Source organism: Streptomyces sp. BoleA5, assembly GCF_000373665.1.
GTDB lineage: Bacteria > Actinomycetota > Actinomycetes > Streptomycetales > Streptomycetaceae > Actinacidiphila.
Map to the genome: position 1 here is coordinate 17,177 of NZ_KB892156.1, position 24,530 is coordinate 41,706.

At 74.2% G+C, this 24,530-nt stretch carries 23 protein-coding genes and 1 riboswitch; of the genes, 5 read left to right on the forward strand and 18 right to left on the reverse strand.

Annotated elements, in window-relative coordinates:
• Together ribD and B085_RS0139655 are read right to left on the reverse strand one after the other, a co-directional pair.
• Positions 1-1,092 (reverse strand): bifunctional diaminohydroxyphosphoribosylaminopyrimidine deaminase/5-amino-6-(5-phosphoribosylamino)uracil reductase RibD, encoded by a 1,092-nt coding sequence (gene ribD, locus B085_RS0139650; RefSeq protein WP_026251915.1) that lies wholly within the window; start codon positions 1,090-1,092, stop codon positions 1-3.
• A gap of 170 nt (positions 1,093-1,262) precedes the next feature.
• Positions 1,263-1,393: riboswitch (FMN riboswitch) on the reverse strand.
• Between the two features lie 269 nt (positions 1,394-1,662).
• Positions 1,663-2,868 (reverse strand): ROK family transcriptional regulator, encoded by a 1,206-nt coding sequence (locus B085_RS0139655; protein ID WP_018564151.1) that lies wholly within the window; start codon positions 2,866-2,868, stop codon positions 1,663-1,665.
• Between the two features lie 154 nt (positions 2,869-3,022).
• Here B085_RS0139655 and B085_RS45245 point away from each other — a divergent pair, with 154 nt between their 5' ends.
• The gene (locus B085_RS45245; RefSeq protein ID WP_018564152.1) at positions 3,023-4,240 is read left to right on the forward strand and encodes an MFS transporter; all 1,218 of its coding nucleotides are present in this window, start codon (positions 3,023-3,025) and stop codon (positions 4,238-4,240) included.
• A gap of 10 nt (positions 4,241-4,250) precedes the next feature.
• A complete protein-coding gene (locus tag B085_RS0139665; RefSeq protein ID WP_018564153.1) occupies positions 4,251-4,796 on the forward strand; it encodes a GNAT family N-acetyltransferase in 546 nt (181 codons plus the stop codon).
• Between the two features lie 155 nt (positions 4,797-4,951).
• Here B085_RS0139665 and B085_RS45250 read toward each other — a convergent pair whose 3' ends face one another.
• Positions 4,952-5,692 (reverse strand): MBL fold metallo-hydrolase, encoded by a 741-nt coding sequence (locus tag B085_RS45250; protein WP_158689917.1) that lies wholly within the window; start codon positions 5,690-5,692, stop codon positions 4,952-4,954.
• 475 nt (positions 5,693-6,167) lie between these two features.
• On the opposite strand from B085_RS45250, the gene B085_RS0139680 reads away from it, so the two are divergent.
• Positions 6,168-6,857, forward strand: coding sequence for a DUF5995 family protein (locus B085_RS0139680; protein ID WP_037733356.1), 690 nt, complete (start codon positions 6,168-6,170; stop codon positions 6,855-6,857).
• 11 nt (positions 6,858-6,868) lie between these two features.
• Here B085_RS0139680 and B085_RS0139685 read toward each other — a convergent pair whose 3' ends face one another.
• The 10 genes from B085_RS0139685 to B085_RS0139730 form a co-directional block, all read right to left on the reverse strand.
• Positions 6,869-8,575 carry a flavin monoamine oxidase family protein gene (locus B085_RS0139685; protein ID WP_018564156.1) on the reverse strand — a complete coding sequence of 569 codons (1,707 nt, stop codon included), beginning with the start codon at positions 8,573-8,575 and terminating at the stop codon, positions 6,869-6,871.
• Positions 8,576-8,630: 55 nt separating this feature from the next.
• Complete coding sequence (locus tag B085_RS0139690; RefSeq protein ID WP_018564157.1) at positions 8,631-9,431, reverse strand: carbon-nitrogen hydrolase family protein; 801 nt, start codon at positions 9,429-9,431, stop codon at positions 8,631-8,633.
• A gap of 166 nt (positions 9,432-9,597) precedes the next feature.
• Entirely contained in the window at positions 9,598-10,062 is a 465-nt protein-coding gene (locus tag B085_RS0139695; protein ID WP_018564158.1) for an Lrp/AsnC family transcriptional regulator, read from the reverse strand.
• 195 nt (positions 10,063-10,257) lie between these two features.
• The gene (locus B085_RS0139700) at positions 10,258-11,706 is read right to left on the reverse strand and encodes a GuaB1 family IMP dehydrogenase-related protein (protein ID WP_018564159.1); all 1,449 of its coding nucleotides are present in this window, start codon (positions 11,704-11,706) and stop codon (positions 10,258-10,260) included.
• Between the two features lie 46 nt (positions 11,707-11,752).
• Positions 11,753-12,070 carry a barstar family protein gene (locus B085_RS45255; protein ID WP_078620270.1) on the reverse strand — a complete coding sequence of 106 codons (318 nt, stop codon included), beginning with the start codon at positions 12,068-12,070 and terminating at the stop codon, positions 11,753-11,755.
• On the reverse strand, positions 12,067-12,453 hold the full coding sequence (locus B085_RS0139710; RefSeq protein WP_018564161.1) for a ribonuclease domain-containing protein: 387 nt from the start codon (positions 12,451-12,453) through the stop codon (positions 12,067-12,069). The genes B085_RS45255 and B085_RS0139710 overlap by 4 nt, the downstream gene beginning before the upstream one ends.
• A gap of 78 nt (positions 12,454-12,531) precedes the next feature.
• A complete protein-coding gene (locus B085_RS0139715; protein WP_037733358.1) occupies positions 12,532-13,575 on the reverse strand; it encodes a sugar-binding transcriptional regulator in 1,044 nt (347 codons plus the stop codon).
• A 66-nt stretch (positions 13,576-13,641) separates the two neighbouring features.
• On the reverse strand, positions 13,642-14,307 hold the full coding sequence (rpe, locus tag B085_RS0139720) for a ribulose-phosphate 3-epimerase (RefSeq protein ID WP_018564163.1): 666 nt from the start codon (positions 14,305-14,307) through the stop codon (positions 13,642-13,644).
• A 339-nt stretch (positions 14,308-14,646) separates the two neighbouring features.
• Positions 14,647-14,721 carry a 50S ribosomal protein bL37 gene (locus tag B085_RS52075; protein ID WP_373297613.1) on the reverse strand — a complete coding sequence of 25 codons (75 nt, stop codon included), beginning with the start codon at positions 14,719-14,721 and terminating at the stop codon, positions 14,647-14,649.
• 107 nt (positions 14,722-14,828) lie between these two features.
• Positions 14,829-16,088, reverse strand: a complete 1,260-nt coding sequence (locus B085_RS0139730; protein WP_018564165.1) for an FAD-binding protein — start codon at positions 16,086-16,088, stop codon at positions 14,829-14,831.
• A gap of 391 nt (positions 16,089-16,479) precedes the next feature.
• Between B085_RS0139730 and B085_RS0139735 the strand changes: the two genes are divergently transcribed.
• Complete coding sequence (locus B085_RS0139735) at positions 16,480-17,631, forward strand: chitinase (RefSeq protein ID WP_078620271.1); 1,152 nt, start codon at positions 16,480-16,482, stop codon at positions 17,629-17,631.
• 59 nt (positions 17,632-17,690) lie between these two features.
• Here B085_RS0139735 and B085_RS0139740 read toward each other — a convergent pair whose 3' ends face one another.
• The 3 genes from B085_RS0139740 to def all read right to left on the reverse strand — a co-directional run bounded on the left by B085_RS0139740 (position 17,691) and on the right by def (position 20,775).
• The gene (locus B085_RS0139740; RefSeq protein WP_078620272.1) at positions 17,691-19,187 is read right to left on the reverse strand and encodes a transcription antitermination factor NusB; all 1,497 of its coding nucleotides are present in this window, start codon (positions 19,185-19,187) and stop codon (positions 17,691-17,693) included.
• Between the two features lie 77 nt (positions 19,188-19,264).
• Complete coding sequence (gene fmt / locus B085_RS0139745; RefSeq protein WP_018564167.1) at positions 19,265-20,197, reverse strand: methionyl-tRNA formyltransferase; 933 nt, start codon at positions 20,195-20,197, stop codon at positions 19,265-19,267.
• Between the two features lie 32 nt (positions 20,198-20,229).
• A complete protein-coding gene (gene def / locus B085_RS0139750; protein ID WP_018564168.1) occupies positions 20,230-20,775 on the reverse strand; it encodes a peptide deformylase in 546 nt (181 codons plus the stop codon).
• 187 nt (positions 20,776-20,962) lie between these two features.
• Here def and B085_RS0139755 point away from each other — a divergent pair, with 187 nt between their 5' ends.
• Positions 20,963-21,469: a hypothetical protein gene (locus B085_RS0139755; RefSeq protein WP_026251921.1), complete on the forward strand. Its 507-nt coding sequence runs from the start codon at positions 20,963-20,965 to the stop codon at positions 21,467-21,469.
• Between the two features lie 93 nt (positions 21,470-21,562).
• Here B085_RS0139755 and B085_RS0139760 read toward each other — a convergent pair whose 3' ends face one another.
• Positions 21,563-22,066 carry a GNAT family N-acetyltransferase gene (locus tag B085_RS0139760; protein ID WP_018564170.1) on the reverse strand — a complete coding sequence of 168 codons (504 nt, stop codon included), beginning with the start codon at positions 22,064-22,066 and terminating at the stop codon, positions 21,563-21,565.
• An 86-nt stretch (positions 22,067-22,152) separates the two neighbouring features.
• Positions 22,153-24,300, reverse strand: a complete 2,148-nt coding sequence (locus B085_RS0139765) for a primosomal protein N' (RefSeq protein WP_018564171.1) — start codon at positions 24,298-24,300, stop codon at positions 22,153-22,155.
• Positions 24,301-24,530 lie beyond the last annotated feature (230 nt).

Consider the following 24,530-nt stretch of genomic DNA (forward strand, 5'->3'; position numbering starts at 1 on the left):
TCAGTTCTCCTCAGTGCGGCTCGGGTAGGCAGTAATACGCAGGTCGGGGCCGATGCGTTCGATCTCGGCGACGTCGAGCCGCAACGCGTGCCCGACGGTGGTGATTCCCGCGTCCCCCAGGGCCGCGGGCCCGGCCCCCAGGAGGGCAGGTGCGAGGTAGCCGACGACCTTGTCGACGGCCCCCGCGGCGACGAAGGCGCCGGCCAGGGTCGGGCCGCCCTCCAGCAGCACGGAGCGGACGCCGCGGCCGTACAGCTCGGCGAGCAGCCCGGGGACCGCGACACCGCTGCCGGTGCGGGGCAGGCGGGCCACGTCCACGCCCGGCAGGTGCGCGGTGTCGGTGTCCTCGGCGACGGCGACCAGGGTCGGGGCGGTGCCGTCCAGCACCCGGGCGCCGGGGGTGATCTTGGCGTTGGTGTCGACGACCACCCGCAGGGGCTGCGTGAAGGTGCCCGCCACGCCCCGCACGGCGAGATGGGGGTCGTCGGCGCGCAGGGTGCCGGAACCGACGACGACGGCGTCGGACTCGGCGCGCAGCCGGTGCACGTCGGCCCGGGACGCGGCGGAGCTGATCCAGCGGCTGGTGCCGTCGGCGGCGGCGATGCGGCCGTCGAGGGTGCTCGCGTACTTCCACACCACGAAGGGCCGCTGCTCGCGGGAGGCGGTGAGCCAGACCTCGTTGCCGCGGGCGGCCTCGGCCTCCAGCAGACCGCTCTCCACGTCGATCCCCGCGGCCGCCAGCGTGGCGCCGCCTCCGGTCGCCGCGGGGGTGGGGTCCGCGACGGCGTAGACGACGCGGGAGACGCCGGCCGCGATGAGGGCCTGGGCGCAGGGGCCGGTGCGACCGGTGTGGTTGCAGGGTTCGAGAGTGACGACGGCGGTGCCGCCGCGGGCCGCGTCGCCGGCCGCGCGCAGGGCGTGGACCTCCGCGTGGGGGCCGCCGGCCTGCTGATGCCAGCCCTCGCCGGCGATCTCGCCGTGTGCGTCGAGGATCACGGCGCCCACGACGGGGTTGGGGCTCGTGGAGCCCATGCCGCGGGCGGCGAGCTCAATGGCCCGGCGCATCGCGTCGGCTTCACCGGGTGTTGCCACCGGGTCCTCCTGCCTCATCGGGCACGGACTCCGGGGCTGTGCGGAACACAGAGCGGACGTGAGCCTCGGGACCACCACGGCCGGTGCGGGGCCGCGCCCGTCCGCGTCACCCGTTTCCGGGGGACACGCACCCGCGCTGCCGCCGACGGCGGTGTACCGATGCCCGTCCGCCGCGCACTGCCTCCCATCCGGACTTTAACCGTCGGTCCAGGAATTTCACCTGGTCAACCGGCCGCTGGATGCGGACGGGTCGCGGACTGTAACCGCCGGTTCGGATTTTCACCGACCCCGGAGTGCGCTGAACGTCACTGGTACTGCTCCACCAGTCTGCCATGAAGGTTCCTTGCGGGCGCAAGGGATTGGTGTGGATTGCCTCACACGGGATCGGTCAGCCCCTGTGGATCCCCCGGCATGTCGCACTAGATTGCGGCCAACACCGCCCGCACCGGCCGCCGTTGACGCCTTCGCGGACTCCGTGCGCGACGCGGCGTCACCCGGGTGGCCCGGAGCGCGTGTCGGCGCCCTCGAACGTCCGGCGGCGTAAGGGCGGTTGCCCGCGCGCGCCGCGGGTCACACCTCGGGGGTGAACAGTGCGTCCTGCGCGGCGTCCATCGCCAGGAGCACCGCGCCGCGCAGCACCGCGCTGCCCGCGACGGTTCCCGCCCGCACCTCGGTCGGCAGCGGGGACATCCGCCCGAGCCGTTCCCCGACCCTCGCCGCCAGCTCCGTGCCGCCCGCCCGGCCCACCTCGCCGCCCAGCACCACGCAGCCGGGGTCGAGCACGGCGGTGACGGCCGCGACTCCGATCACCACCCGGTCCGCCAGCGCGTCGAGGAAGAGTTCACCCTGCTTGCCGCCCGCCCTGGCGGCGGTCACCACCCCCTCCGCCGCCGCGGCGTCGTCCTCGCCGGACACCGGCATCCCGTGCGAGCGCGCCAGCGCGCACACCGCCGCGCTGCCCGCCAGCGAGTGGAAACCGCCCTCGCACCCGCTCGCCTTCGGCAGTTGGAAGGTCCCCGGCACGGGCAGGAAGCCGATCTCCCCCGTGCCGCCCGAGGCCCCCCGCCGCAGGACCCCGCCCAGCACCACCGCGGCGCCCACCCCGTGGCCCAGCCACAGCAGGACGAAGTCCTCGCGGTCGCGCACCGAACCCAGCCGGCGCTCGGCGACGGCCGCGAGGTTGACCTCGTTCTCCAGCAGCACCGGCAGGGAGAGCCGTCTGCGCAACTCGGCGACCAGCGCCGAGTGCCAGGCCGGGAGCTGCCCCGTGGCCCGCAGTTCGCCGGTGGCCGGGTCGACCAGGCCGGGCGCGCCCACCGCGATCGTGTGCAGCGCGCCGGCGCCCGCGGTGCGTGCCGTCCGCTCCAGCAGGGCCACCGAGCGCCGCACCGTACGCTGAGGATCGCCGAACGGGTCGACCGGCAGGACGGCGCTGCCGACGGCGTTCCCGAGCAGGTCGGCCACCTCGATGGCCACACTGTGGGTGCGGACGTCGAAGGCGGCCAGGTGCGCCCGGTCGGCGACGATCCCGTACACCCGCGCGTTGGGGCCGCGCCGGTCGGCTCCCGTCTCGCCCACGACCGCGATCAGGCCGGACTCCTGCAGCCGCTCGACGAGGTCGGCGACGCTCGGACGGGACAGCCCCGTGAGGGACTTGAGCTGGGCCGCCGTCAACGGTCCCTCGCGCTGCAGCAGTTCCAGTGCCAGCCGGTCGTTGATCGCCCGGGCCGTACGGGGTGACGCGGTGCGCCCGGCATGGGAGCTGATGGCGGTCATGGACGGATCCTTCCAGAAGCCGCCGCACGGGAGCGAGGGCGGGCGGTACCGGCCGTGGCCCGTTGGCCGGGGGCAGTCTATCTTTCAGGAAGCCTGCCTGATAATTTATGCCCAGAGCCGGGGCGGGACCAGACTGGGAGGGAACATGCCGACGATGCCGACGACCCCGACGGGGAAGACCGAGCCACGACCGCGGCGCGCCCATCTCGCCGTCGCCGCCGTGTTCGCCGTGCACGGCGCGGTGACCGGCAGCTTCGCCACCCGGGTGCCCTGGATCCAGGAGCACGCCGGGCTGAGCGCCGGACAGCTCGGTTTCGCCCTGGTCTTCGCGGCCCTCGGCGCCTCCGTCGCCATGCCACTCGCCGCCCGCATCGCCCACCGGATGGGCATGCGCAACGCGTTGCGCCTCCTGCTGGGCCTGTGGTGCGCCTCGCTCGCGCTGCCCGCCCTCGCACCCGGGCTGGGCTGGCTGTGCGGGGCGATGTTCGTCTTCGGGGCCTCGGCCGGCATGGCCGACGTCGTCATGAACGCCCAGGGCGTCGAGGTGGAGGAACGCCTCGGCCGGTCGATCATGTCCGGGCTGCACGGCATGTGGAGCGCCGGCACGCTGCTCGGCTCCCTCTTCGGCGTGCTCGCGGCCCATGCCGAACTCGACGCGCGCATCCACCTCACCACCGGTGCCGTGCTGCTCGTCGTGCTGGGACTGGTGGCCTGCGGCGGTGTGCTCGACCTGCGGCCCTCCGCGTCCGAGGAGGCCCCGGCGCGCTTCGCCCTGCCGCCGCGCGCCGCTCTGGTCATCGGCGCCATCGGCTTCTGCGCCGTCTTCGCCGAGGGTGCCTCCATGGACTGGAGCGCGGTCTACCTCCGCGACGTCGCCGGCGCCTCCCCCGGGGTCGCCGCGGCCTCCTACACCGCCTTCGCCTGCACCATGGCCGTGTCCCGCCTCGTCGGCGACATCGTCGTCCGCCGCTTCGGCCCCGTCCGCACCGTACGCGCCGGCGGCCTGCTCGCCACGGTGGGCGGCGTCCTCGTCGCCACGGCGGCCAACCAGACCACCGCCATCGCGGGCTTCGCCCTCATCGGCGTGGGCATCGCCGTCGTCGTCCCGCTGTGCTTCGCGGCGGCCGGGCGCAGCGGGCCCAACCCGAGCCAGGCCATCGCGGGCGTCGCCACGGTCACCTACACCTCCGGGCTGGTGGCACCCGCCGCCATCGGCTCCATAGCGCAGGCCAGCTCCCTGCAGATCTCCTTCGGCCTCGTCACCGTGCTGGCCGCGGGGCTCGCCGTGGGCGCGGGCGTGCTCCGCAGCGCGGGCACGGTCTCCGTGGAGCACGGCCCCGAACCCGTGGCGGCGACGACCACGCAGGCCTAGCGTGCCGCCCATGGACTTGCGGATCTTCCTGGAGACCGGGCGGCTGCGGCTGCGGCACTTCACCGACACGGACGCGGACGCCGAGCTGCTCGTCGCGCTCGACAGCGACCCCGAGGTCATGCGCTACCTCGGCAACGGCCGCCCCACGCCCTCGGACGTCATCCGGCACGAGGTGCTGCCGCGCTTCGCGCGCTCCCAGGTCTGGGCCGCGGAGGAACGCTCCACCGGGCACTTCGTCGGCTGGTTCGCCCTCACCCCCCGTGCCGGCGGCCCCGCCGACGACCTCGAACTCGGGTACCGCCTGCGGCGCGCCGCTTGGGGCCGCGGCTACGCCACGGAGGGCTCTCGCGCCCTGGTCCGCAAGGCCTTCACCGACCTGGGCGCGCGGCGCGTGTACGCGGAGACGATGTTCGTCAACACCCGGTCGCGGCGGGTGATGGAGAAGGCGGGGCTGTCGTTCGTCCGGGTCTTCCACGAGGAGTGGGACGAGGCGTTGCCGGGGGCGGAGCACGGGGAGGTCGAGTACGCCCTGACCCGCGACGAGTGGACGCCGTAGCGATTTCGGTGAGGCCGCCTGTTGGTGTGAGGGTCCGTTGTGGTTGGGGTATCTCCCCGCCCGACCGGTGCCCCGGGGACGGTTCGTGTGGGTGCGCCCGGTTTCGCGGGTGGGCCGGAGCGGAGGCTGCGGGGTGGGGATTCCGTACCGCGTATTCATGCGCATGGCGGGGCGGTCCGGCTGAAGAGCCCTCCAACGGTGGCGGGCCGCTTCGACGCCGTGCCCGATACGTAGCTCACGGCCAAGGCCGCTTGGTCCGCGCCATCAGGCATATGGAATCCGCTCAGCGGATTGCCACGGACTCCCCGACCGGGATGCGCGCGTACTCGGTGCCGCCCTTGAGGTCCAACCAGCCGTCGAAGTACTCCTGGCCGATCTCGTTGAGCGCGGCGTCGTGGATCGGGAACGCGCGCTTCGGGCGGCACCGCCCGCACGAAGTCCAGCGCCTCGGAGAGCTTGAGCCAGGGTGCGGCAGCCGGCACGAACAGCGTCTCCACCGGCGACGGCGGGACGAACAGCGAGTCGCCCCGGTGGTAGACCGTGCCGTCGACGACGAACCCGACGTTGGCGCAGCCGGGCAGGCCGTCGTAGATCTCGGCGTGTGCCCCGCCCACGACGTCGACGGCGAACCCGGCCGCCGTGAACCGCTGCCCCGCTTCGACGGCGACCGCCGTGCCGCCCAGCTCGGGGACCGACTCGATCGCTGCCGGCGGCAGGTACACCCGGAATGCGGAGTTGCGCTGACTCGCCGCCACGAGCTTGGCGATGTCGAGGTGGTCGGGGTGCTCGTGCGTCACCAGCACCTCGTCGACCCCGTCGCCCGGTTCGACGGCCGGTGTCCGGGCCGAGGGGGCGCCTTGAGAGCCGCCTGGTGGATGGTGGTCGGCGACGGTCATGCCGACCGAGTACGACATCCACCGTCCCGGCGGGGCGAGTCAGGCGACGATCTCGTGGGTGCCGCGGTCGGAATCGGTACGGATCAGGGGGACCCCGCACCGCGGGATCCTGACCGACGGCCAGTGGGGGTGAAGCAGTCCGGGGCGACCCTGGACGCCCTGCTGGGGGTGGCCCGGGGCCTGCTGCGGCCGCTGCGGGCACCGGGCGTCGCGGGGGGGGGGCCGGGTCTGCACCATCGCCGACGACGCCCCGGTGTCGGCGGTGGAGCCGCACCGGCTGAACGGGGCCGCGGTCCCCGGCGGAATGGCGGAGCGCGTCGTGGCCGATCCGTGGGACGGGGTGAGCTGGGGTTCCGCCCGCAGTATCCGTCGGTGTGGACGGCCCGCGACGCGGGCGCGCTCCGACTCACCCGATCCGGGGACGGCACGGCCGCCGTGCCGCGCACCCCGCCCGGCCTGCTGGGACGCTGTGCGCATGACGACGGCACGGCGGCCGGCCCCGGTGGGGGTGGGCCAGGTGGTGGCGCGCATGCGCGCGCTCGGGACGACGCTCCCGCCGCGGGACGGGGTGGCGGTGTTCAACCGCGTCTACCTGTCCGTGACGGAGGAGCTGGACGGCCGCCTGGCGGCGGGCGGCTTCGGTGATCCCGCCGCCGCCGCGGTGCTGGCCGCCCGCTTCGCCGCCCGTTACCTGCGGGCGGTCGACGCGGCGGCCGACCGCCGTACCGTCCCATCCTGCTGGCGGCCGCTGCTGCAGTTGCGCGGCCATCGCGGCATCCGCCCCGTGCAGTTCGCGCTGGCCGGGATCAACGCGCACGTGGGTCACGACCTGGCGCTCGCGGTGGTGGACACCTGCGCGGCGCTGGGGTGCGAACCACCTTCCCTGGAGCGGGACTTCGACCGTGTGGGGGAGCTGCTGACGTCGGTGGAGGAACACGTCAGGGAGGAGCTGATGCCCGGCCCCGACCTGCTGGACCTCGCCGATCCGCTGACGCATCTCGCCGGTTCCTGGAGCCTGGAACGCGCACGGGACGCGGCGTGGGCCGCGTCCCGCGTGCTGTGGTCCCTGCGCGGACTGCCTGAGGTGTACGAGGAGTTCGCCGAGAAGCTCGACGCGGGCGTCGGGCTGGTCGGGCGCTTCCTGCTGACCCCGCTGGGCCGCTGAGGTCCGGCGCGTCAGTCCTCGTCGAGCATGACCGGAGCGATCTCGTCGTAGCGGTCGCCCGGGCCCGGGTTGGTCGGGTCCGTGGTTCCGCCGAACTGGTGCATGACGCCCCACACGGCGTTGAGCGCGGTCTGGACGGCGCCCTCGGCCCAGCCCGCCGTCCAGGAGATGTCGTCGCCGGCCAGGTAGATGCCGCGCTTGTCCTCGGGCAGGGTGTCCTGCATGAAGTGGGTGAACAGGCGCCGCTGGTAGCGGTAGTGGCCGGGCAGGTTCGCCTTGAAGGCGCCCATGAAGTAGGGCTCGTTCTCCCAGGACACCGTCACCGGGTTGCCGATGATGTGCCGCCGGATGTCGACCTTCGGGTAGATCTCGCCGAGCGACTTGAGCATGACCTCCATACGCTCGGCGGCGCTCAGCGGCAGCCACTTGAGGCTGTCGTCGCACCACGTGTACGACAGGCAGATCACGGCCGGCTCGTCGGGCCCGTTGTCCAGCAGGTAGGTGCCGCGGGTCATGCGGTCGGTGAGCGTCATGCTCATCACGTCACGGCCCGTCTCCTCGTCCTTGTCCAGCCAGAACGGCCGGTCGACCGGGACGAAGAGCTTGCTGGACTCCATGTAGTGGGTGCGCTCGATCGCCGTCCAGTGGTCGATCGGGAAGAGCGAGTCGTCGCAGTCGATCTTGCTGAGCAGCATCCAGCTCTGCGCGGTGAAGATCGCGGCGCGGTAGGTGCGGATGTCGCCGGCGGCGTCGGTGACGGTGATCCGGTTGCCCGCGGTGCGGTGCAGCCGGGTCACGGCCGGGCGGGGGTCGCCGTCGTGCAGGGACCTCAGCGAGGTGCCGTGCGGCCAGTGGACGATCTTGCCCGGCTCGCGCTCCCACAGCCTCAGCGGCAGTTGCTGGCTGCCGCCGACGATGCCGCGGTGGTGGTCGTCGGCCTCGGTGTAGACGACGCGCAGGATCTCCAGGATGGAGTTGGGGAAGTCGGTGTCCCAGCCGCCGGTGCCGAAGCCCACCTGGCCGAAGATCTCGCGGTGCCGGAAGGACCTGAACGCCTCGGAGTCGCAGAGGAAGCCGTAGAAGGTCTGGTTGTCGAGCTTCTCGACGAGCTTCGACCAGATCTCGCGGATGCGCGGGACGTCGCGCTCGCGCATGGCCCGGTTCATCTCGGAGAAGTCCGCGCCCTCCTCCAGACAGGAGTTCCAGGCGTGCGCGACGTCGCGGTAGACCTGGGGCAGGTCGTCGATGGTCCGCGCGTAGTGGGACTCGCCCTTGAGGTCGACGACGGTCGACGGGGTCTCGGGGGCGAGCGGGTTGGGGAAGGGCCTGGTCTCCAGGCCCGCCAGGTCGATGTAGTGCTGCAGTGCGGTGGAGGACGGCGGGAAGCGCATCGCGCCCATCTCGGCGGTCAGGTTCTCGTCGCAGCCCTCGAAGCCGACGGTACGCAGCCGGCCGCCGATCCGGTCGGCCTCGTAGACGACGGGCTTCAGGCCCATCTTCATCAGCTCGTACGCGGCGACGATGCCGGACAGGCCGCCGCCGATGACCGCGACCTCGGCGCCGTGCTCGGTCGCCGGTATGGAGCCGAGGCCCGCGGGGCTCGCCAGGAAGTCGTCGTACGCGAACGGGAAGTCCGGGCCGAACATGGTGATCGGCGGCGCCGACCGCACCTCGGGGTGCTGCTCGTCGTGGACCGCGGTGGGCACCGTGGACGTCATGGCGTGGTTCTCCTGGCTGTGAAGCGGTGAAGCGGGCGGTGGCGTGGGGGCGGGCTCAGCCCAGCGAGCGGTACAGCTCGGGGCGTCGGTCCTCGAGGTAGGGGGTCTCCTCGCGGACCGCGCGCAGAAGCTCCGGGTCGGCGTCGGCGACGACCAGCTCCTCGGTGGCTCCGGCCCGGGCGCGCACGGCGCCGTCGGGTCCGGCGAGGCAGCTCTGCCCCGCGAAGTCGAAGTCGCCCTCGGCCCCGCAGCGGTTGGCGTAGGCGAGGTGCAGCTGGCTCTCGTACGCGCGGGCCGGTACGAGCGTCCGCGGGACGAACTCGTACGGCCGCATGAGCGCGGTGGGAACGGCGAGCAGCTGGGTGCCGGCGAGGGCGTGGGCCCGCACGGTCTCCGGGAACTCGACGTCGTAGCAGATGAGGAGGCCGATCCGGACGCCGTCGAGTTCGGCCTGGACGACGGCGTCGTCGCCGGGGGTGAACCAGGTGCGCTCGAAGTCGCCGAAGAGGTGGGTCTTGCGGTAGTTGGCGAGGCGCTCGCCGTCCGGGCCGATCAGCTGGGCGGAGTTGAACACGCCGCAGCCGTCGCGCTCGGGGTAGCCGTAGACGATGCCGAGGCCGTGCTCGGCGGCGATGCGGGCGACCCGGGCGGCGGCGGGCCCGTCGGCCGCCTCGGCGAGGTCCGGGACCGCGTCACCGAGGGCGTAGCCGGTCAGGTACATCTCGGACGTCACGAGCAGCCGCGCTCCCGCGGCGGAGGCCCGGCGCGCGGCGGCGTCCAGCGCGGCCAGGCTGTCGTCGACGGAGGAGGGGACGCCGCTCGGGCCTTGGTACAGCGCGGTGCGCAGCGGCGCCATGGAGCCTCTTTCGCCTGGTGGGAAGCGTGTTCCGGGTCTGCCTCGACGGTACGATTCCGGGCCTCGCGGCGACAAGACGCGTCCGTTGCGTACCGACCGCCGATTCGTTGCGCGCCGGGGCCCGGCGGCGGCGATTCGTTGCGCGGGGGCCGTCGGACGGCCTCGGTCACCCCTCCGGCCGGTCGGGCGCTCCCGAGTAGCGCCGCAGCAGCGGCGACAGGACCAGGACGGACTTGGTGCGCTCGACGAAGGGCTCTCCGGCGATCCGCTCCAGGACGCGCTCGAAGTGGCGCACGTCGGCGGCGTAGATCTGGACGACGGCGTCCGCCTCGCCGGTGACGGTCGAGGCGGACGCGACCTCCGGGTAGCGCGACAGGCCGCGCCGGATGTCCTCGGGCGAGGTGTTGTGCCGGCAGTAGAGCTCGACGAACGCCTCGGTCTCCCAGCCCAGCGCGGAGGGCTCGACGCGGACGGTGAAGCCGGTGATGGCGCCCTCCGCCCGCAGCCGGTCGACCCGGCGTTTGACGGCCGGGGCGGAGAGCCCGACGAGGCCGCCGATGTCGGCGAAGGAGCGGCGGGCGTCCTCGGCGAGGGCGTGGACGATGCGTTCGTCGAGTTCGTTCAGTCGCACTGGGGGTGGGTCACTTCTCTTCGCGGGCGAGCCGGAAACGGCGCTTGCCGTTCGCGCACCAGCCTACGAGGCCGATCGCCCTCCGCCCGGCGCAGCGCTCCGGGGTGATCGCGTCGCAGCGGGGCACCGGCTTCGCCCTGGCCGCGCGGGCGCCCCGTCCGCCTGTGTGAACGGGGCGCCCGCCGGAGGTGGCGGCTACTGCCAGCTGGCGTGCAGCGGCTTGCCCTCGGCGTAGCCGGCCGCGCTCTGGATGCCGACGACGGCCTTGTCGGCGAACTCGGAGAGGTTGGCGGCACCGGCGTAGGTGCAGGAGCTGCGGACGCCCGCGATGATCGAGTCGATCAGGTCCTCGACACCCGGGCGGGCCGGGTCGAGGAACATCCGCGAGGTGGAGATGCCCTCCTCGAACAGCCCCTTGCGGGCGCGGTCGTAGGCGGACTCCTCGCTGGTGCGATTGGCCACGGCGCGGGCGGAGGCCATGCCGAAGCTCTCCTTGTACGGCCGGCCGTCGGCGGTCTGCTGCAGGTCTCCGGGCGACTCGTAGGTGCCCGCGAACCAGGAGCCGATCATGACGTTGGACGCACCGGCGGCGAGCGCCATGGCGACGTCGCGAGGGTGCCGGACGCCACCGTCGGCCCAGACGTGCTTGCCGTGCCGGGCGGCCTCGGCGGCGCACTCCATGACGGCGGAGAACTGGGGGCGGCCCACGCCGGTCATCATGCGGGTGGTGCACATCGCGCCCGGGCCCACGCCGACCTTGACGATGTCGGCGCCGGCCTCGATCAGGTCGCGGACGCCCTCGGCGGAGACGACGTTGCCGGCCACGACCGGCACCTGCGGGTCCAGCGCGCGGACGGCCCTCACGGCCTGGATCATGCTCTCCTGGTGGCCGTGGGCGGTGTCGACGACGAGGGTGTCCACACCGGCGTCGAGCAGCTGCTTGGCCTTGCCAGCGACGTCGCCGTTGATGCCCACGGCCGCGGCGATGCGCAGCCTTCCCCCGGCGTCGGTGGCCGGGGTGTACAGGGTGGCGCGCAGCGCCGCCTTGCGCGTGAGGATGCCGGCCAGCCTGCCGTCGGCGTCCACAGCGGGGGCCAGCTTGCGGTTGGCGTCCTCCAGGCGGTTGAAGGCCTCGCGCGGGTCGATGTCCGCGGGCAGCAGGACGAGGTCCTTGGACATCACCACGGAGACCTGGGTGAAGCGGTCCACGCCGGTGAGGTCGTGCTCGGTGACGATGCCGACCGGACGGCCGTCCTCGACCACGACGGCGGCGCCGTGCGCGCGCTTGGGGAGCAGCGCCAGCGCGTCGGCGACGGTGGCGTGGGGGCCGAGCACGATCGGGGTGTCGAGCACGTGGTGCCGCTGCTTCACCCAGGTGATCACCTCGGTGACCACCTCGATCGGGATGTCCTGCGGGATGACCACGAGACCTCCGCGCCGGGCGACGGTCTCGGCCATACGGCGTCCGGCGATGGCCGTCATGTTGGACACCACGAGGGGGATGGTGGTGCCGGTGCCGTCGGGGGCGGAGAGGTCGACCGCCTGGCGGGATCCCACCGCCGAGCGGCTGGGGACCATGAACACGTCGTCGTACGTCAGGTCGTACGGAGGCTTTGCATCATTGAGGAAACGCACGTACTTCATTTTTGCACGAGCGGAGCCGCATTGAACACGGAGAAAACTCCGGTGATCACGAAGGGTCGTTCGTAGGTTCCTCCAGGACGACCCGCAGGGGGAGCACGGCGGGGTCGTGGAAGGCCTCCGCCTCCGCGAGCACCCGGCGCGCGGTCCGCCACTCCCCCGGTTCGGCCGCCGCGAAGTCGCGCCAGCCGCGGACGACCAGGCGCAGTCCGCCCCGCTCGGGGTCGGGCAGGTCGGTGAGGCAGTCGTAGAGGGCGTCCCAGTTGCGGCCGAACCAGCCGGGCAGCCGCAGCTGCTCGGCGCAGCGCTCCATGAACGCGCTCTTGGTGGTGACCCCCTGCAGGTCCAGCACCGTCGTTGCCGTCATCTGCGGACCGCCCTGAAGGTCTTGTAGTGGTCGTCGGTGTAGTAGGCCTCCCCGCCGGCGCCGGTGACGATGCGCCGGGCGCCGCGGTCCGGTGCCCCCGGGGTCGGCACGGTGTACTCGCGGTAGTAGTCGCTCGGGCGTTTCGGCAGGATGCCCTCGAAGTTGTGGAAGACGGTGCCGTCCTTCGCGTACGGGAAGGGCCCCCCGGCGTCGATCAGCCGGAGTGTCTCGCGGGCCTCGGGAGGAAGGCTCGCGGCGGACACCGTGGGCACCGCCGCCACGGGTTCGGCGGCGGGCCGGGAGCAGCCGGTGAGCAGCAGCGCGAGGCAGCCCAGCAGGGCGACGGCGATCGCGGTGGCACGGCGGACGGGGCCGGTCGGCATGCGGCGATGCTGCCACACCCCGCGCCCCCCGCTTCGCAGGGCACGCGAGCGGAGGGCGAAGCGTTGCGCGGCCGGAGCCTAGGCCCGGCGCAGCACCTCGGGGTCGGCGCGGTCGAGGGCGGGGCGCGGCATGGGCGCGGTGGAGTCGAGCAGGTAGTCGGCGGCGGCGGTGTCCGTCACGATGCTGGTCACCAGACCGGACCGCAGCACGGCGTCGACCGCGGCGGCCTTGCGCAGGCCGCCGGCGATGGCGAGCACCTCGGGGATGCGGCGCAGCCGGTCCGCCTCGATGGTGATGCAGCGTTCGCCCAGGTCGCGGCCGACCAGCAGGCCCTCGGCGTCGAAGAGGTGCGAGGACATCTCCGCGGCGACGCCGAGGGAGGCGTAGTGCTCGCGCTCGGCCTCGGTCAGGGCGTCGTGGACGGTGGAGATGCCGGCCGCCCAGGAGCCGATCGACACCACGGCCACGGTGACCTTGTCGAAGTAGCTCATGGCCGCCGCGATACCGCTCTGGGCACGCAGCGCCGCCGCGGTCGCCGGGTCGGGCAGCACCATGGGGGCGTACATGGGGTGGGCCTCGCCACCGGAGACGGCCGCGGCGGTGCGGACCGCCTCGACCGAGCCGCGGTCGGCGGTGCCGGCGTCGTACACGCCGGTGAGCTGGACGACCGTGCACGGCGGCAGCCGGTCCAGGGCGTTGGCCATGGTGATGATGGAGCGCCCCCAGGCGAGGCCGAGCACGTCGCCCTCGCTGACCAGTTCGCCGAGCAGCTGGGCGGCGACCGCGCCCAGGTTCTCCGGGTCGGGGCCGTCGGTCTCGTCGGCGGGCGACTCGACGACGACGGCGTGCCGCAGCCCGTAGCGGGCCCGAAGGGCGTCGGAGCGTTCGGCGTCGAGTTCCGCCGGGACCCTGATCTCGATGCGCACGAGGTCACGTTCGAGGGCGGTCTCCAGGACCCGCGCCACCTTGAAGCGGCTCACGCCGAACTCCTCGGCGATCTGGATCTTGGACTTTCCCTCCAAGTAGAAGCGGCGTGCCATCGCCGCCGCCTGGACCATCTCGCCGGGGCCCATGCGCACCCCTGTGCGGCCTGTGGTCACGTTCTCTCCCCAGTTGCGCATCTGATCGGCTCCGCGCTCATCCTCGCACGTACTCCGGGGTACCGGGGCACGGTGCCCACGGAGTGGTCAGTGCGCGCAGGCCGCCGCCGCCTGCTTGCGCAGACGCCGTACCGCCTCGGCCGGGTCCTCGGCTCCGTAGACGGCGGAGCCGGCCACGAAGACGTCCGCCCCGGCCTCGGCGCAGCGCTCGATGGTGGAGGCCGAGACTCCCCCGTCGACCTGCAGCCACAGATCCAGACCGTGCTTGTCGATCAGCTTCCGGGCCCGGCGGATCTTGGGCAGCATGATGTCGAGGAACGCCTGACCGCCGAAGCCCGGCTCCACGGTCATGATCAGCAGCATGTCGAGCTCGGGGAGCAGGTCCTCGTAGGGCTCGACGGGCGTGGCCGGCCTGAGCGCCATCGAGGCCCGCGCGCCCTTGGCGCGGATCTCCCGGGCCAGCCGCACGGGTGCGGCGGCCGCCTCCACGTGGAAGGTGACGGAGCCCGCGCCCGCCTCGACGTACGCCGGGGCCCAGCGGTCCGGTTCGGCGATCATCAGATGGCAGTCGAGCGGGGTCTCGGTCGCCTTGTGGAGGGACTCCACGACCGGCACACCGAGCGTCAGGTTGGGGACGAAGTGATTGTCCATCACGTCGACGTGGAGCCAGTCCGCGCCCTCCACGGCCCGCGCCTCGTCGGCGAGGCGCGCGAAGTCGGCGGAGAGGATACTGGGGTTGATCTGCACGGCCATGTGTCCAGTATGGCGGTGCCCGCCCCCTCCCCGCGCACCCGGGCGTCCGGCTGTGGAAAACCTCTCCGCACGGCCCTTGCGGGCGTGGGATGCCGTGCGGATCGGAGAGCACTCCTCGGGGGACGCCTTGGACGAGGCGGAGACGGCGGGTGTGGAGGCTCCACGTCGCTGGGCGGTCCTGGTCTGCGGCCGGGCGCGGGATGGATCGTTATCGCGCTCTGGCTTGTCCTGCTGGTCGCGGTCGCGCCGCCGGCCCACAAGCTCACGGACGCGCAATACACGAGCCCCGGACAGCGGTGACCGCCCGCGCCTGGCGCGGGCGGTCACCGACGGCGCGTGTCACGCGTTGGGACGCTTGCCGTGGTTGGCGCCCTTCTTCTTCCGGGCGCGCCGCTTGTTGCCTCGCTTGGACATGATGCCCAACTCCCTCGTACGGGACATTTCGACCGCGGTCAGTCTATGACCGGCCCCGGCGGGCGGCACATCGGTGGCGCCGGGGCGCGCCGGGCGCGCGCGCCGGGTCAGTCCGGGAAGTGCTCACGCATGAAGGTGTTCCGGAAGACCCCGGACGGGTCGAGCCGGGCGGCGAGCGTCCGGAAGTCGTCGTAGCGCGGGTAGAGCTCGCGCAGCGCGCCGGGGGAGGGGGTGGTGAAGAGCTTGCCCCAGTGCGGACGGGCGGAGAAGGGGCGCAGCGCCTCCTCCACGACCCGGACCGCCCGCGCCACCGCCTCGGCGTCCGGGGCCCACGTGAAGTGGAAGGCGACGCTGTCCCGTTCGTATGCCGGGCTGAGCCACAGGGGGTCGGCCGCCACGGTGCGGATCTCGCCGATGAGCACCTCGGCCGAGAACCGCTCCCGCACCTGCCACAGGGCGTCGAACGCCGCCACGGCGTCGCGCCGGTCCACGAAGAACTCCGACTGGATCTCCTCGCCGCTGCTCGGGGTGAACTCCAGGCGGAAGTGCGGCAGCCGCGCGTACCACGGGCCGACGAGTCCCTGCTGCGGCGTGCAGTGCGTACCGGGCATGCCCGGGATGGGGTGCCGCGGCCCGTCGGCCGCGGTGGCACCGAACCACGTCGGCGGTGCGGGCTCCGCCCCGTCGGCCTCCACCCGCTCCTTGAGCCAGACCTGGTCGAGGGCGCGGTCCCGCCAGCGGGTGAAGCCCGAGACGCTGTACCCGGCGGACATCACCGCGTCGAAGTTCTCCCGGAACTCCTCCCGCGGCATGTCCTCGTAGACGGTCTGGCGCACGGCGAAGGCCGGGACGAGGTCGAGGGTCAGCCGGGTCACGACGCCCAGCGCGCCCAGGGCGACGACCGAGCCGTCGAAGTCGGCCTCGCCCCGCCGGACCTCGGCGATCGCGCCGTCGGCGGTGACCATGGTCAGCGCGCTGACCGCGCCGGCAAGGCTGCGCCGTCCGGTGCCGGAGCCGTGGGTGCCGGTGGCGCACGCCCCGGCCACGGAGATGTGCGGCAGCGAGCCGAGGTTGTGCAGCGCCAGGCCCGCCTCGTCGATCGCGTGGACGATCTCGCCGAAGCGCAGCCCCGAACCGACCGTGGCGGTGCGCTCGGCGCGGTCCACCTCGATCACGGCGGGCAGCCGGGAGGTCGAGACGTGCTCGCCGTCGGTGTCGGCGACGGTGCTGAAGGAGTGCCGGGTCCCGAGGGCGCGCACCCTTGGCGCCCGGGCCACGATCTCCTGCAGCTCGGCGACGGACTCGGGGTGGTGGAGCCTTCGTGCGGTGAAGGCGACATTGCCGCCCCAGTTGCTCTCCGCGGGCATCGCGGTCGTTCCTTCCTGTCCGGCCCTCACCGCCGGCCGCCGCGCGGTGCGCGACCTGCCGGACCGGCGGTTCCGGGCCTGCCGTTCCAGGACGATTCTCGCCGCTGCGGACGGCGGGCGCGGGACAGGGGTGCGCCACGGGGCCGGGCGAGCCGGGTCCCACCACTCCTTCCAGTATTGACGTGCCCCCGTCACCCTGGCATGGTCTAGACCTAGCTGGGCTCAACGGGACGGTGCACCAGGGAAGTTCACGCCGCCCTGGACACGACGCACACGCGCCGCGCCCGCGCGCGACCTCCACGGAACCACCCGCGCCTGCCGTGCGGAGCACCCCCGCGAAGCTCCCTCCCCCACGACCACGGCCCCGGGCCGGGTAAGGAGCGACTCCCCCATGTCCACGTCCCTCGCCGGACGGCTTCCCACAGGACGTACCGTCCTCGGCCCGTCCGCGGTGTTCGCCGTCCTCGCGGCGCTCCTGGCCACCCTGTTCGTCGCGACGCCGACCGCCCGCGCGGCGGACGGCCAGATCAGCGGCCTGGCGGGCAAGTGCGTCGACGTCGCCGGGGCGAACAACGCCAACGGCACCGCCGTACAGCTCTACGACTGCAACGGGACCGGCGCCCAGCGCTGGTCCAACCCCGGCGACGGCACACTGCGCGCCCTCGGCAAGTGCCTCGACGTCGTCGACCGCAGCACCGCCGACGGGGCCGCGGTACAGCTGTGGGACTGCTCCGGCAGCGCCAACCAGCAGTGGGTCGTCACCGCGGCGCGCGACATCGTCAACCCCGCCGCCGACAAGTGCCTGGACGTCCGGGACAACAGCTCCGCCAACGCCACCCGGCTGCAGATCTGGACCTGCACGGGCGGGGCGAACCAGAAGTGGAACGCCCCCGCGAGCGGCGGTGGCGGCGGCACGAACCCGTCCGGATTCGTCGTCAGCGAGTCCCAGTTCAACCAGATGTTCCCGGGCCGCAACGGCTTCTACACCTACAGCGGCCTGGTCGCGGCGCTGAGCTCCTACCCGGGCTTCGCCAACTCCGGTGGCGACACGGTCAAGAAGCAGGAGGCCGCCGCCTTCCTCGCCAACGTCAGCCACGAGACGGGCGGGCTGGTGTACGTGGTCGAGCAGAACACCGCCAACTACCCGCACTACTGCGACTGGGGCCAGCCCTACGGCTGCCCGGCCGGCCAGGCCGCCTACTACGGCCGCGGACCGATCCAGCTCAGCTGGAACTTCAACTACAAGGCCGCCGGCGACGCCCTCGGCATCGACCTGCTGGGCAACCCCTGGCGCGTGGAGCAGGACGCGGCCGTGGCCTGGCGCACGGGTCTTTGGTACTGGAACACCCAGAGCGGCCCCGGAAGCATGACCCCGCACAACGCCATGGTGAACCAGGCCGGCTTCGGCCAGACCATCCGCTCCATCAACGGCTCCCTGGAATGCGACGGCCGCAACCCGGCGCAGGTGCAGAGCCGGGTGACCAAGTACCAGCAGTTCACGGCGATCCTCGGGGTCAGCCCCGGCGCCAACCTCTACTGCTGAGCCGCTGAGCCGCCGCCGCGCGGGTGCGGTCCGGACGTCCGGACCGCACCCGTGCGCGCTCACTCCCCGGTGCGGCGCAGCAGGGCGAGGTACATCGCGTCGGTGCCGTGCAGGTGGGGCCAGAGCTGGACGTCCGGGCCGTCGCCGAGGTCGGGGACCCCGGGCATGAGCGGGCGGGCGTCGACCCATTCGGCGGGGACGGCGCCCGGGCGGCCCAGGACGTCCTCCACGACGGCGCGGGTCTCGGCCGGGTGCGGGGAGCAGGTCGCGTAGCCGACGACCCCGCCCACGCGCACCGCGCTCAGGGCGGACTCCAGCAGGCCGCGCTGCAGGGGCGCGAAGCCCGGGACGTCCTCGGCCCGTCGCCGCCAGCGCGCCTCGGGACGGCGGCGCAGGGCGCCGAGGCCCGTGCAGGGCACGTCGACCAGGACGCGGTCGAAGGCGCCGGGACGCCAGGCGGGGCGGGTGCCGTCGGCGACGATCACCCCGTACGGGCCGGGGTTGCCCGCCAGGGCGCGGGCGACGAGCCGGGCCCGGTGCGGCTGCTTCTCGGAGGCGACCAGGGCCGCCCCGCGCTCCGCGGCGAGCGCGGCGAGCAGGGCCGCCTTGCCGCCGGGGCCCGCACAGCCGTCCAGCCAGAGCCGGTCGGGGCCGTCGCCGAGCGGGGCCGCTGCCAGGGCGGCGGCGACGAGCTGGCTGCCCTCGTCCTGGACACCGGCGCGGCCCTCGCGCACCGCCTCGATCGCGGCGGGGTCACCGCCCTCGGCGAGCCGGACCGCCCAGGGGGACCAGCGGCCGGGAAGGGTGGTGTCCGCGGGAAGGGCGTCGGCGAGTTCCTGCGTGGTCGCGCGGCCGGGGCGCGCGACGAGGGTGACCTCGGGGCGCTCGTTGTCGGCCGCGAGCAGTTCCTCCATGCCCGCGCGGCCCCCGCCGAGGGCGTCCCACAGGGCCGAGACGATCCAGCGCGGGTGCGAGTGGACGACGGCGAGGTGGTCCTCGGCATCCTCGTCGTAGGGCGGTGCCACCTCGTCCAGCCATGCGTCCAGGTCCCGGGCGGCGATCCGGCGCAGCACCGCGTTGACGAACTTCGCCCGCCCGTCGCCGAGGACCACGCGGGCGAGCTCGACGGTGGCGGAGACGGCCGCGTGCGAGGGAATGCGGGTGCCCAGCAGCTGGTGCGTGCCGAGCGACAGCACGTCCAGCACCGGAGGGTCGACCTCGCGCAGGGGCCGGTCGACGCAGGCCGCGATCACCGCGTCGTACGTGCCCCGGCGGCGCAGGGTGCCGTACACCAGCTCGGTGGCGAGCGCGGCGTCGCGCCGGTCGAACTCCCGGCCCTTGCGCGCCGCCTCGGCCTCGGCCTCGCGCAGCAGCGCCGGCAGGACGAGGTTGGCGTACGCGTCGCGCTCGTCGACCGCCCGCAGGGCCTCGAACGCCAGGACGCGCACGGGGTCGCGCTGGGGCTTGCGGTAGGGCCGGCCGCCCTGCGGGGGCCCTCCCTGGCTGCGGCCCTGACGGGCGGAGGGACGCGGTCGGCGGCGTGACGGTTCGCTCACGTGGAAGGTGCTCCGGGAGTCTCGGTGGTACGGCGGGACGCGGTGCGGCCCGCTTCGAGCGTACGTGGGGGGCGCGGTCAGGCGCCGAGCCGCTCCCCGGAGGGGACGCGGACGCCGCGCGCCCAGTCGGCGGCGGGCATCGGCTTCTTGCCCTGCGGGCGCACCTCGCCGAGCTCCACGGCGTGGCTTCCCGTGCCCGCGTACACGGCGCGCTTGGTGACCTCCAGCTCTCCGGGCGCCAGGTCGGTGCGCTCGGGCAGCAGGGTGACGGGGCCGACCTTGAGGCGTTCACCGCCGAACAGCGTCCAGGCGCCGGGAGCCGGTGTGCAGCCGCGGATCACCCGGTCCACCCGCAGGGCGGGGGCGTTCCAGTCGACGCGGGCGTCGTCGACGGTGATCTTGGGGGCCAGGCTGACGCCCTCGGCGGGCTGCGGGCGGGCGACCAGCGCTCCGTCCTCGATGCCGTCCATGGTGGCGGCCAGCAGCTTCGCACCGCTGTGCGAGAGCCGGGTCAGCAGGTCGCCGCTGGTGTCGCGGGGGCGGACGTCCTCGGTGACGACGCCGTACACCGGTCCGGAGTCCAGGCCCTCCTCGATGAGGAAGGTCGCGGCCCCGGTGACCTCGTCGCCCGCCATGACGGCGTGCTGCACGGGGGCGGCGCCGCGCCAGGCGGGCAGCAGGGAGAAGTGCAGGTTGACCCAGCCGCGGGCGGGCACGTCGAGGGCGACGCGCGGCAGCAGCGCACCGTAGGCGACGACCGGGCAGCAGTCGGGGCCGATCTCTCGCAGCCGGGCCAGGAAGTCCGCGTCGCGGGGCCTGGCGGGCTTGAGCACCTCGATGCCGGCCTCCTCCGCGCGCTGGGCCACCGGGCTGGCGACGAGCTTGCGGCCGCGCCCCGCCGTGGCGTCCGGCCGGGTGACCACTGCGACGACCTCGTGCCGCCCGGAGGCGAGCAGGGCGTCGAGGGCGGGAACGGCGACCTCGGGGGTGCCGGCGAAGACGAGCCTCATGCGTGCGGGATGCCTTTCTGCGGTGCGCGGCCCTACAGCGCGCGGCCGAATGTGCTGTGCGGGGAGACGCGGACCTGGGGCGCGGGCTGACCGGCCCACTCGGCGTCGCGTATCGCCTTCATCGCGGCCTTGCGCTGCTCGCGGTCGAGGCGGTCGATGAAGATGATGCCGTCGAGGTGGTCGGTCTCGTGCTGGATGCAGCGGGCGAGCAGCCGGGTGCCCTCGACGGTCACCGGGTCACCGTGCATGGTGAAGCCCCTGGCGACGACACCGTGGGCGCGCTTGGTGTCGAAGCGCAGCCCCGGCAGGGACAGGCAGCCCTCGGGGCCGTCCTGCTCCTCGTCGCTCAGGCTGAGGTCCGGGTTGATCAGATGGCCCAGCTCACCGTCGACGTGGTAGGTGAACACCCGCAGTGAGACGCCGATCTGAGGAGCCGCCAGGCCTGCGCCCGGGGCGTCCTTCATGGTCTCCTCGAGGTCTTTGACCAGGGTGCGCAACTCTTTGTCGAAGACGGTCACGGGCTGCGCCTTCATGCGCAGCACGGGGTCGCCGAAGAGGCGGATCGGCTGGATGGACACGCGGTGGCTCCGTGGTCGGACGGTGACAGGGCAACCGCACCAGTCTAGGGGCCGCCGGGGTAGGGGCGCGCACCTCTGTGCACGCCCCCTGGAGGGTGCGATGCGCCCCTTGGGCGTGACTCCACGGGAGTCTGGCGCGTTGGTCAATGGAGTTTGACCCACAAGAGCCGGTTCGAGAGGCCAGTTGATGCCCGAACACGCAACTCATGACGCCCAGGCCAGGGCGAGCCTTCACCTGCTGGTGCGGGACATCGAGCGGGTCCGCCGACAGGTCGACGCGCTGCGCACCCTCACCACGCAGCTGGGCAATGTCTACCGTCCCCGCCGCGGCGGGCCGTCCGCGGGATTCGTGGTCTACGGCCGCGCCCCCGCCCCCACCGTCCGGCTCGCCCAGGAGCTGCGGGACAGCGTCGAGACCCTGGTGACGGCGGCCGTGGAGTTCGACCGCTCGCTGGGCTTCAGCTGGGACGCCGTCGGCTCCGCCCTGGGCGTCACCAAGCAGGCCGTCCACCGGCGGTACGGCAACCGGCGCTCGGTGCCGGCCGGAGCGGCCGTGACGGAGGTGCACGGCGAGCCTCCGGCGCCGGCAGTGGTGCCCTCGGTGCCCGCGGCCCGCACCATGCCCGCGCACTCCGCCCCCGCCACCCGCGACGAGGCCGTCCCCGGTGCGGTCCCCTCTCCGCGCACGGGCTGATCCGGCGGTTCCCCGGGCACGCCCGCCCCGCCGCCCGCCACGCCGACAGGACGGCCGCCGGGGCGGGCGCGTACGGGCACGGACGCACCGCGGTCAGGGCCGCCGGTGCGCCGCGGGCGGCAGTGCCGGACCGAGCTCCAGCTCCCCCACGGTCTGGCCGCCGCTGGACTCCCCCGTCGGCCGGAAACCCAGCCCCAGGTAGAAGCCTTCCGGGCCGTCGGCGCCGGGATGCCAGGTGGTCGTGACCCGGGTGCCTCCCCGGCGGCGGACCTCCTCCACGACGGACTCGACGGCGTACCTTCCGTAGCCGCGGCCCTGCTCGCCCGCGGCGATGGCGAGGCGCCACAGGCCGGAACGCAGGTCGACGCCGCTTCCGTCGCCCGCGCAGTCGATGTCGAAGAAGGCCATGAGGAATCCGACGGTCCGGTCACCGTCGACGATCAGCCGGGGCCATGCCGTGTCCCCGTACGCGTAGGCCTCCGCGAGGGACTTCACGACCGGGGCCACGAGATGCTCCTGGTCGGGGCGGATCTTCAGGGCGATCGCGGCGTCGACGTTGTCCGGGGTGATCTTCTCGAGTCGCAGTGTGCTGGTCATACCGGAAACCCTAGGCCGGGGCGTCACATGCTTTCCCCAACGCTTCGTCAGTCCGCCTCGTCGGCCGAGACCGCGCCCGGCCGCTCCTAGCCGATGTCGGGCGGGTCGATGCGGACCCGGACCGGGTCGGGCTCCTTGCGGGCGATGCGGGCCGTCTGCGCGGCTTTCAGGGCGGTCGCCAGGGCCGCGCCGTTACCCGGCGGCACACGCAGCAGCACACGCTCCCAGCGCTCGCCCGGCGGGGTGTCCCCGGAACGGCGGGGCCGCGCGGGGTCGGTGATGGGCAGCGGCACCGGGCCGAGGACATCGGTGCCCTCGGGCAGCCGCACCGTGGCCAGAAGATCGGCGACGGCGGCGGGGCGGCCGCTGACCGCGGCCATCCGGGAGACCGGGGGGAAGCCCAGCTCCGCGCGTTCGGCCAGCTCGCGCACGGCGTGGCCGACCGGGTCCCAGCGGACGAGGGCCTGCACCGGCCGCAGCGTGGGCTCCGCGAGGACGACGACCATGCCGCCCTCGCCGGCCGGGCGCACCAGCGCCGCCGCCGCGGCCCAGCGGCGCAGGGTCTCCTCCCCCGCCCGCAGGTCCGGACGGTTGAGCAGGGCCCAGCCGTCCAGCAGCAGCGCCGCCGCGTAACCGCCCTCGGCGACCGGTTCCGCGCCCGGGGTCGAGATCACCAGCGCGGGCGTGCCCGGCACGGACGCCAGCACGCCGTCCCGCCCTGAGGTCCGCACCGGCACCTTGGGGAAGGCCCTGCCGAGTTCGTCGGCGGTGCGCCGGGCGCCGACCACCTGGGCGCGCAGCCGGAAACCGCCGCACTCCTTGCAGTGCCAGCCCGCCTCGGGGCGCCCGCACCAGCCGCAGTGCGGCGCGCTCTCGCCGTCGCCGAGCTGCAGCGGCCCCGCGCAGTGGGCGCACCGGGCGGGCTCTCGGCAGCGCTCGCAGGCCAGCCTCGGGACGTAGCCGCGCCGGGGCACCTGCACCAGCACCGGGCCCTGCTGCAGCGCGTCCCGGGTCACCTGCCAGGCCACCGACGGCAGCCGTGCGGCCCGCGCGGCGGCGTCCCGCGCCTCGTCGCCCTCGCCGATCGTACGGACCATGGGTGCGGCGGCCCGTACCCGCTCGCGCGGCGCGGTCAGCGGCAGCGCCCACTGGGTGTCGACCAGCTGGGCGCCCTCCACGGTGCAGGTGAGACCGCCGAGCAGGAAGCCCGCCCGCTCCTCGGCGGCCCGCAGCAGCAGGACGTCCCGGGCGTGCGGCTGCGGTGCGTGCTGCTCGGCGTGGCTGGAGTCGCCGTCGTCCCAGAGCACGGCGAGCCCCAGGTCCGCCACCGGCGCGAACATCGCGGCCCTGGTGCCCACGACGGCGCGTACGCTGCCCCGGCTCACGGCGAGCCAGCGGCGGTACCGCTCCTCCGGCCCGGCGTCGGCGGTCAGCAGCACATGGCGGCCCTCGCCGACGATCGCGGTCAGCGCCTCGTCGACGCGGGCGGCGGCGCGGCCGTCCGGCACGACGGCCAGCGCTCCGCGCCCCGAGGCCAGCGCCGCCGCCATGGCACGGGCGATCTCCTCGGGCCAGTGCGGCCCGGGCAGCGCCGTCCACACCGCCCGCGGGGTGTCCCCGCGGGCCAGCGCCTGCAGGAAGGCGGGCCCCGTCGGATAGCGCCGCCACGGCCCCGGCTCCGGCGGGCGGGGCGCCGGCAGCGGATCGCGTACCGGCTCGGCCTCGGCCTTGGCCCGGCGCGGGGGCACCGCGAGCTGCACGATGTCGGCGAGGGCGCCCGCGTAGCGGTCGGCGACGGCCCGGCACAGCCTGAGCAGCCCGGGGGTCAGCACCTCCTCGGGCGACAGGACCTGGGCGAGCGGGGCCAGCGGGCCCCGGTAGTCGCTCTCGGTCAGCCGGTCGACGATGAAGCCGTCGTGCAGTTCGCCGCCCTCGCGCCGGCCGCCCTTGCCCACCCGGCCGCCGAACCGCACGCGGACGCGCACGCCTGGCCTCGCCTCGGCGTCCATGGCCGCCGGGACCGCGTAGTCGAAGTACTGGTCCAGGTGGAGCAGGCCCTTGTCGACCAGCACGCGCGCCACCGGCAGCCCTTCGGCCAGCGCCGCGCCCCGCCAGGTGCGCGGCTTGGCGCGGGGCTCCTTGGCCTTGCGCACCGTCTCCCGGATGAGCGCGAGCTGCTCTCCCCCGTGCGGCTCCGCCGCCGGGGACACCTGCCGGTCGTCCTCGCTGCTCACAGCCTCAGTGTTACCAGACGCGTCGGACACCCGGCCCCGCGCCCGGCCACCCGGGGCTCCTGCCCCATGCCCCACCGGACGGGGAGCGCGCGGGCGGCCCTGTGCGGCAAGGCGACGGAACGCGAGGGGAGTTCGTCACCGGCGGCCGACACGGTCACGACCGGAGCGCGGCGCAGGCACCGCGGATGGCGCCGCCCGCCGCGGACCTCGCGCGCAGCCCCGTCGCGGCC

Excerpts from the sequence above, each read along its gene's own strand:
- B085_RS0139655 (WP_018564151.1), bottom strand. The coding sequence starts at position 2,868 with ATGACCGCCATCAGCTCCCATGCCGGGCGCACCGCGTCACCCCGTACG.
- B085_RS45245 (WP_018564152.1), top strand. The coding sequence starts at position 3,023 with ATGCCGACGACCCCGACGGGGAAGACCGAGCCACGACCGCGGCGCGCC.
- B085_RS0139665 (WP_018564153.1), top strand. The coding sequence starts at position 4,251 with ATGGACTTGCGGATCTTCCTGGAGACCGGGCGGCTGCGGCTGCGGCAC.
- B085_RS45250 (WP_158689917.1), bottom strand. The coding sequence starts at position 5,692 with ATGACCGTCGCCGACCACCATCCACCAGGCGGCTCTCAAGGCGCCCCC.
- B085_RS0139680 (WP_037733356.1), top strand. The coding sequence starts at position 6,168 with ATGACGACGGCACGGCGGCCGGCCCCGGTGGGGGTGGGCCAGGTGGTG.
- B085_RS0139685 (WP_018564156.1), bottom strand. The coding sequence starts at position 8,575 with ATGACGTCCACGGTGCCCACCGCGGTCCACGACGAGCAGCACCCCGAG.
- B085_RS0139690 (WP_018564157.1), bottom strand. The coding sequence starts at position 9,431 with ATGGCGCCGCTGCGCACCGCGCTGTACCAAGGCCCGAGCGGCGTCCCC.
- B085_RS0139700 (WP_018564159.1), bottom strand. The coding sequence starts at position 11,706 with ATGAAGTACGTGCGTTTCCTCAATGATGCAAAGCCTCCGTACGACCTG.
- B085_RS45255 (WP_078620270.1), bottom strand. The coding sequence starts at position 12,070 with ATGACGGCAACGACGGTGCTGGACCTGCAGGGGGTCACCACCAAGAGC.
- B085_RS0139710 (WP_018564161.1), bottom strand. The coding sequence starts at position 12,453 with ATGCCGACCGGCCCCGTCCGCCGTGCCACCGCGATCGCCGTCGCCCTG.
- B085_RS0139715 (WP_037733358.1), bottom strand. The coding sequence starts at position 13,575 with ATGCGCAACTGGGGAGAGAACGTGACCACAGGCCGCACAGGGGTGCGC.
- rpe (WP_018564163.1), bottom strand. The coding sequence starts at position 14,307 with ATGGCCGTGCAGATCAACCCCAGTATCCTCTCCGCCGACTTCGCGCGC.
- B085_RS0139730 (WP_018564165.1), bottom strand. The coding sequence starts at position 16,088 with ATGCCCGCGGAGAGCAACTGGGGCGGCAATGTCGCCTTCACCGCACGA.
- B085_RS0139735 (WP_078620271.1), top strand. The coding sequence starts at position 16,480 with ATGTCCACGTCCCTCGCCGGACGGCTTCCCACAGGACGTACCGTCCTC.
- fmt (WP_018564167.1), bottom strand. The coding sequence starts at position 20,197 with ATGAGGCTCGTCTTCGCCGGCACCCCCGAGGTCGCCGTTCCCGCCCTC.
- B085_RS0139755 (WP_026251921.1), top strand. The coding sequence starts at position 20,963 with ATGCCCGAACACGCAACTCATGACGCCCAGGCCAGGGCGAGCCTTCAC.
- B085_RS0139760 (WP_018564170.1), bottom strand. The coding sequence starts at position 22,066 with ATGACCAGCACACTGCGACTCGAGAAGATCACCCCGGACAACGTCGAC.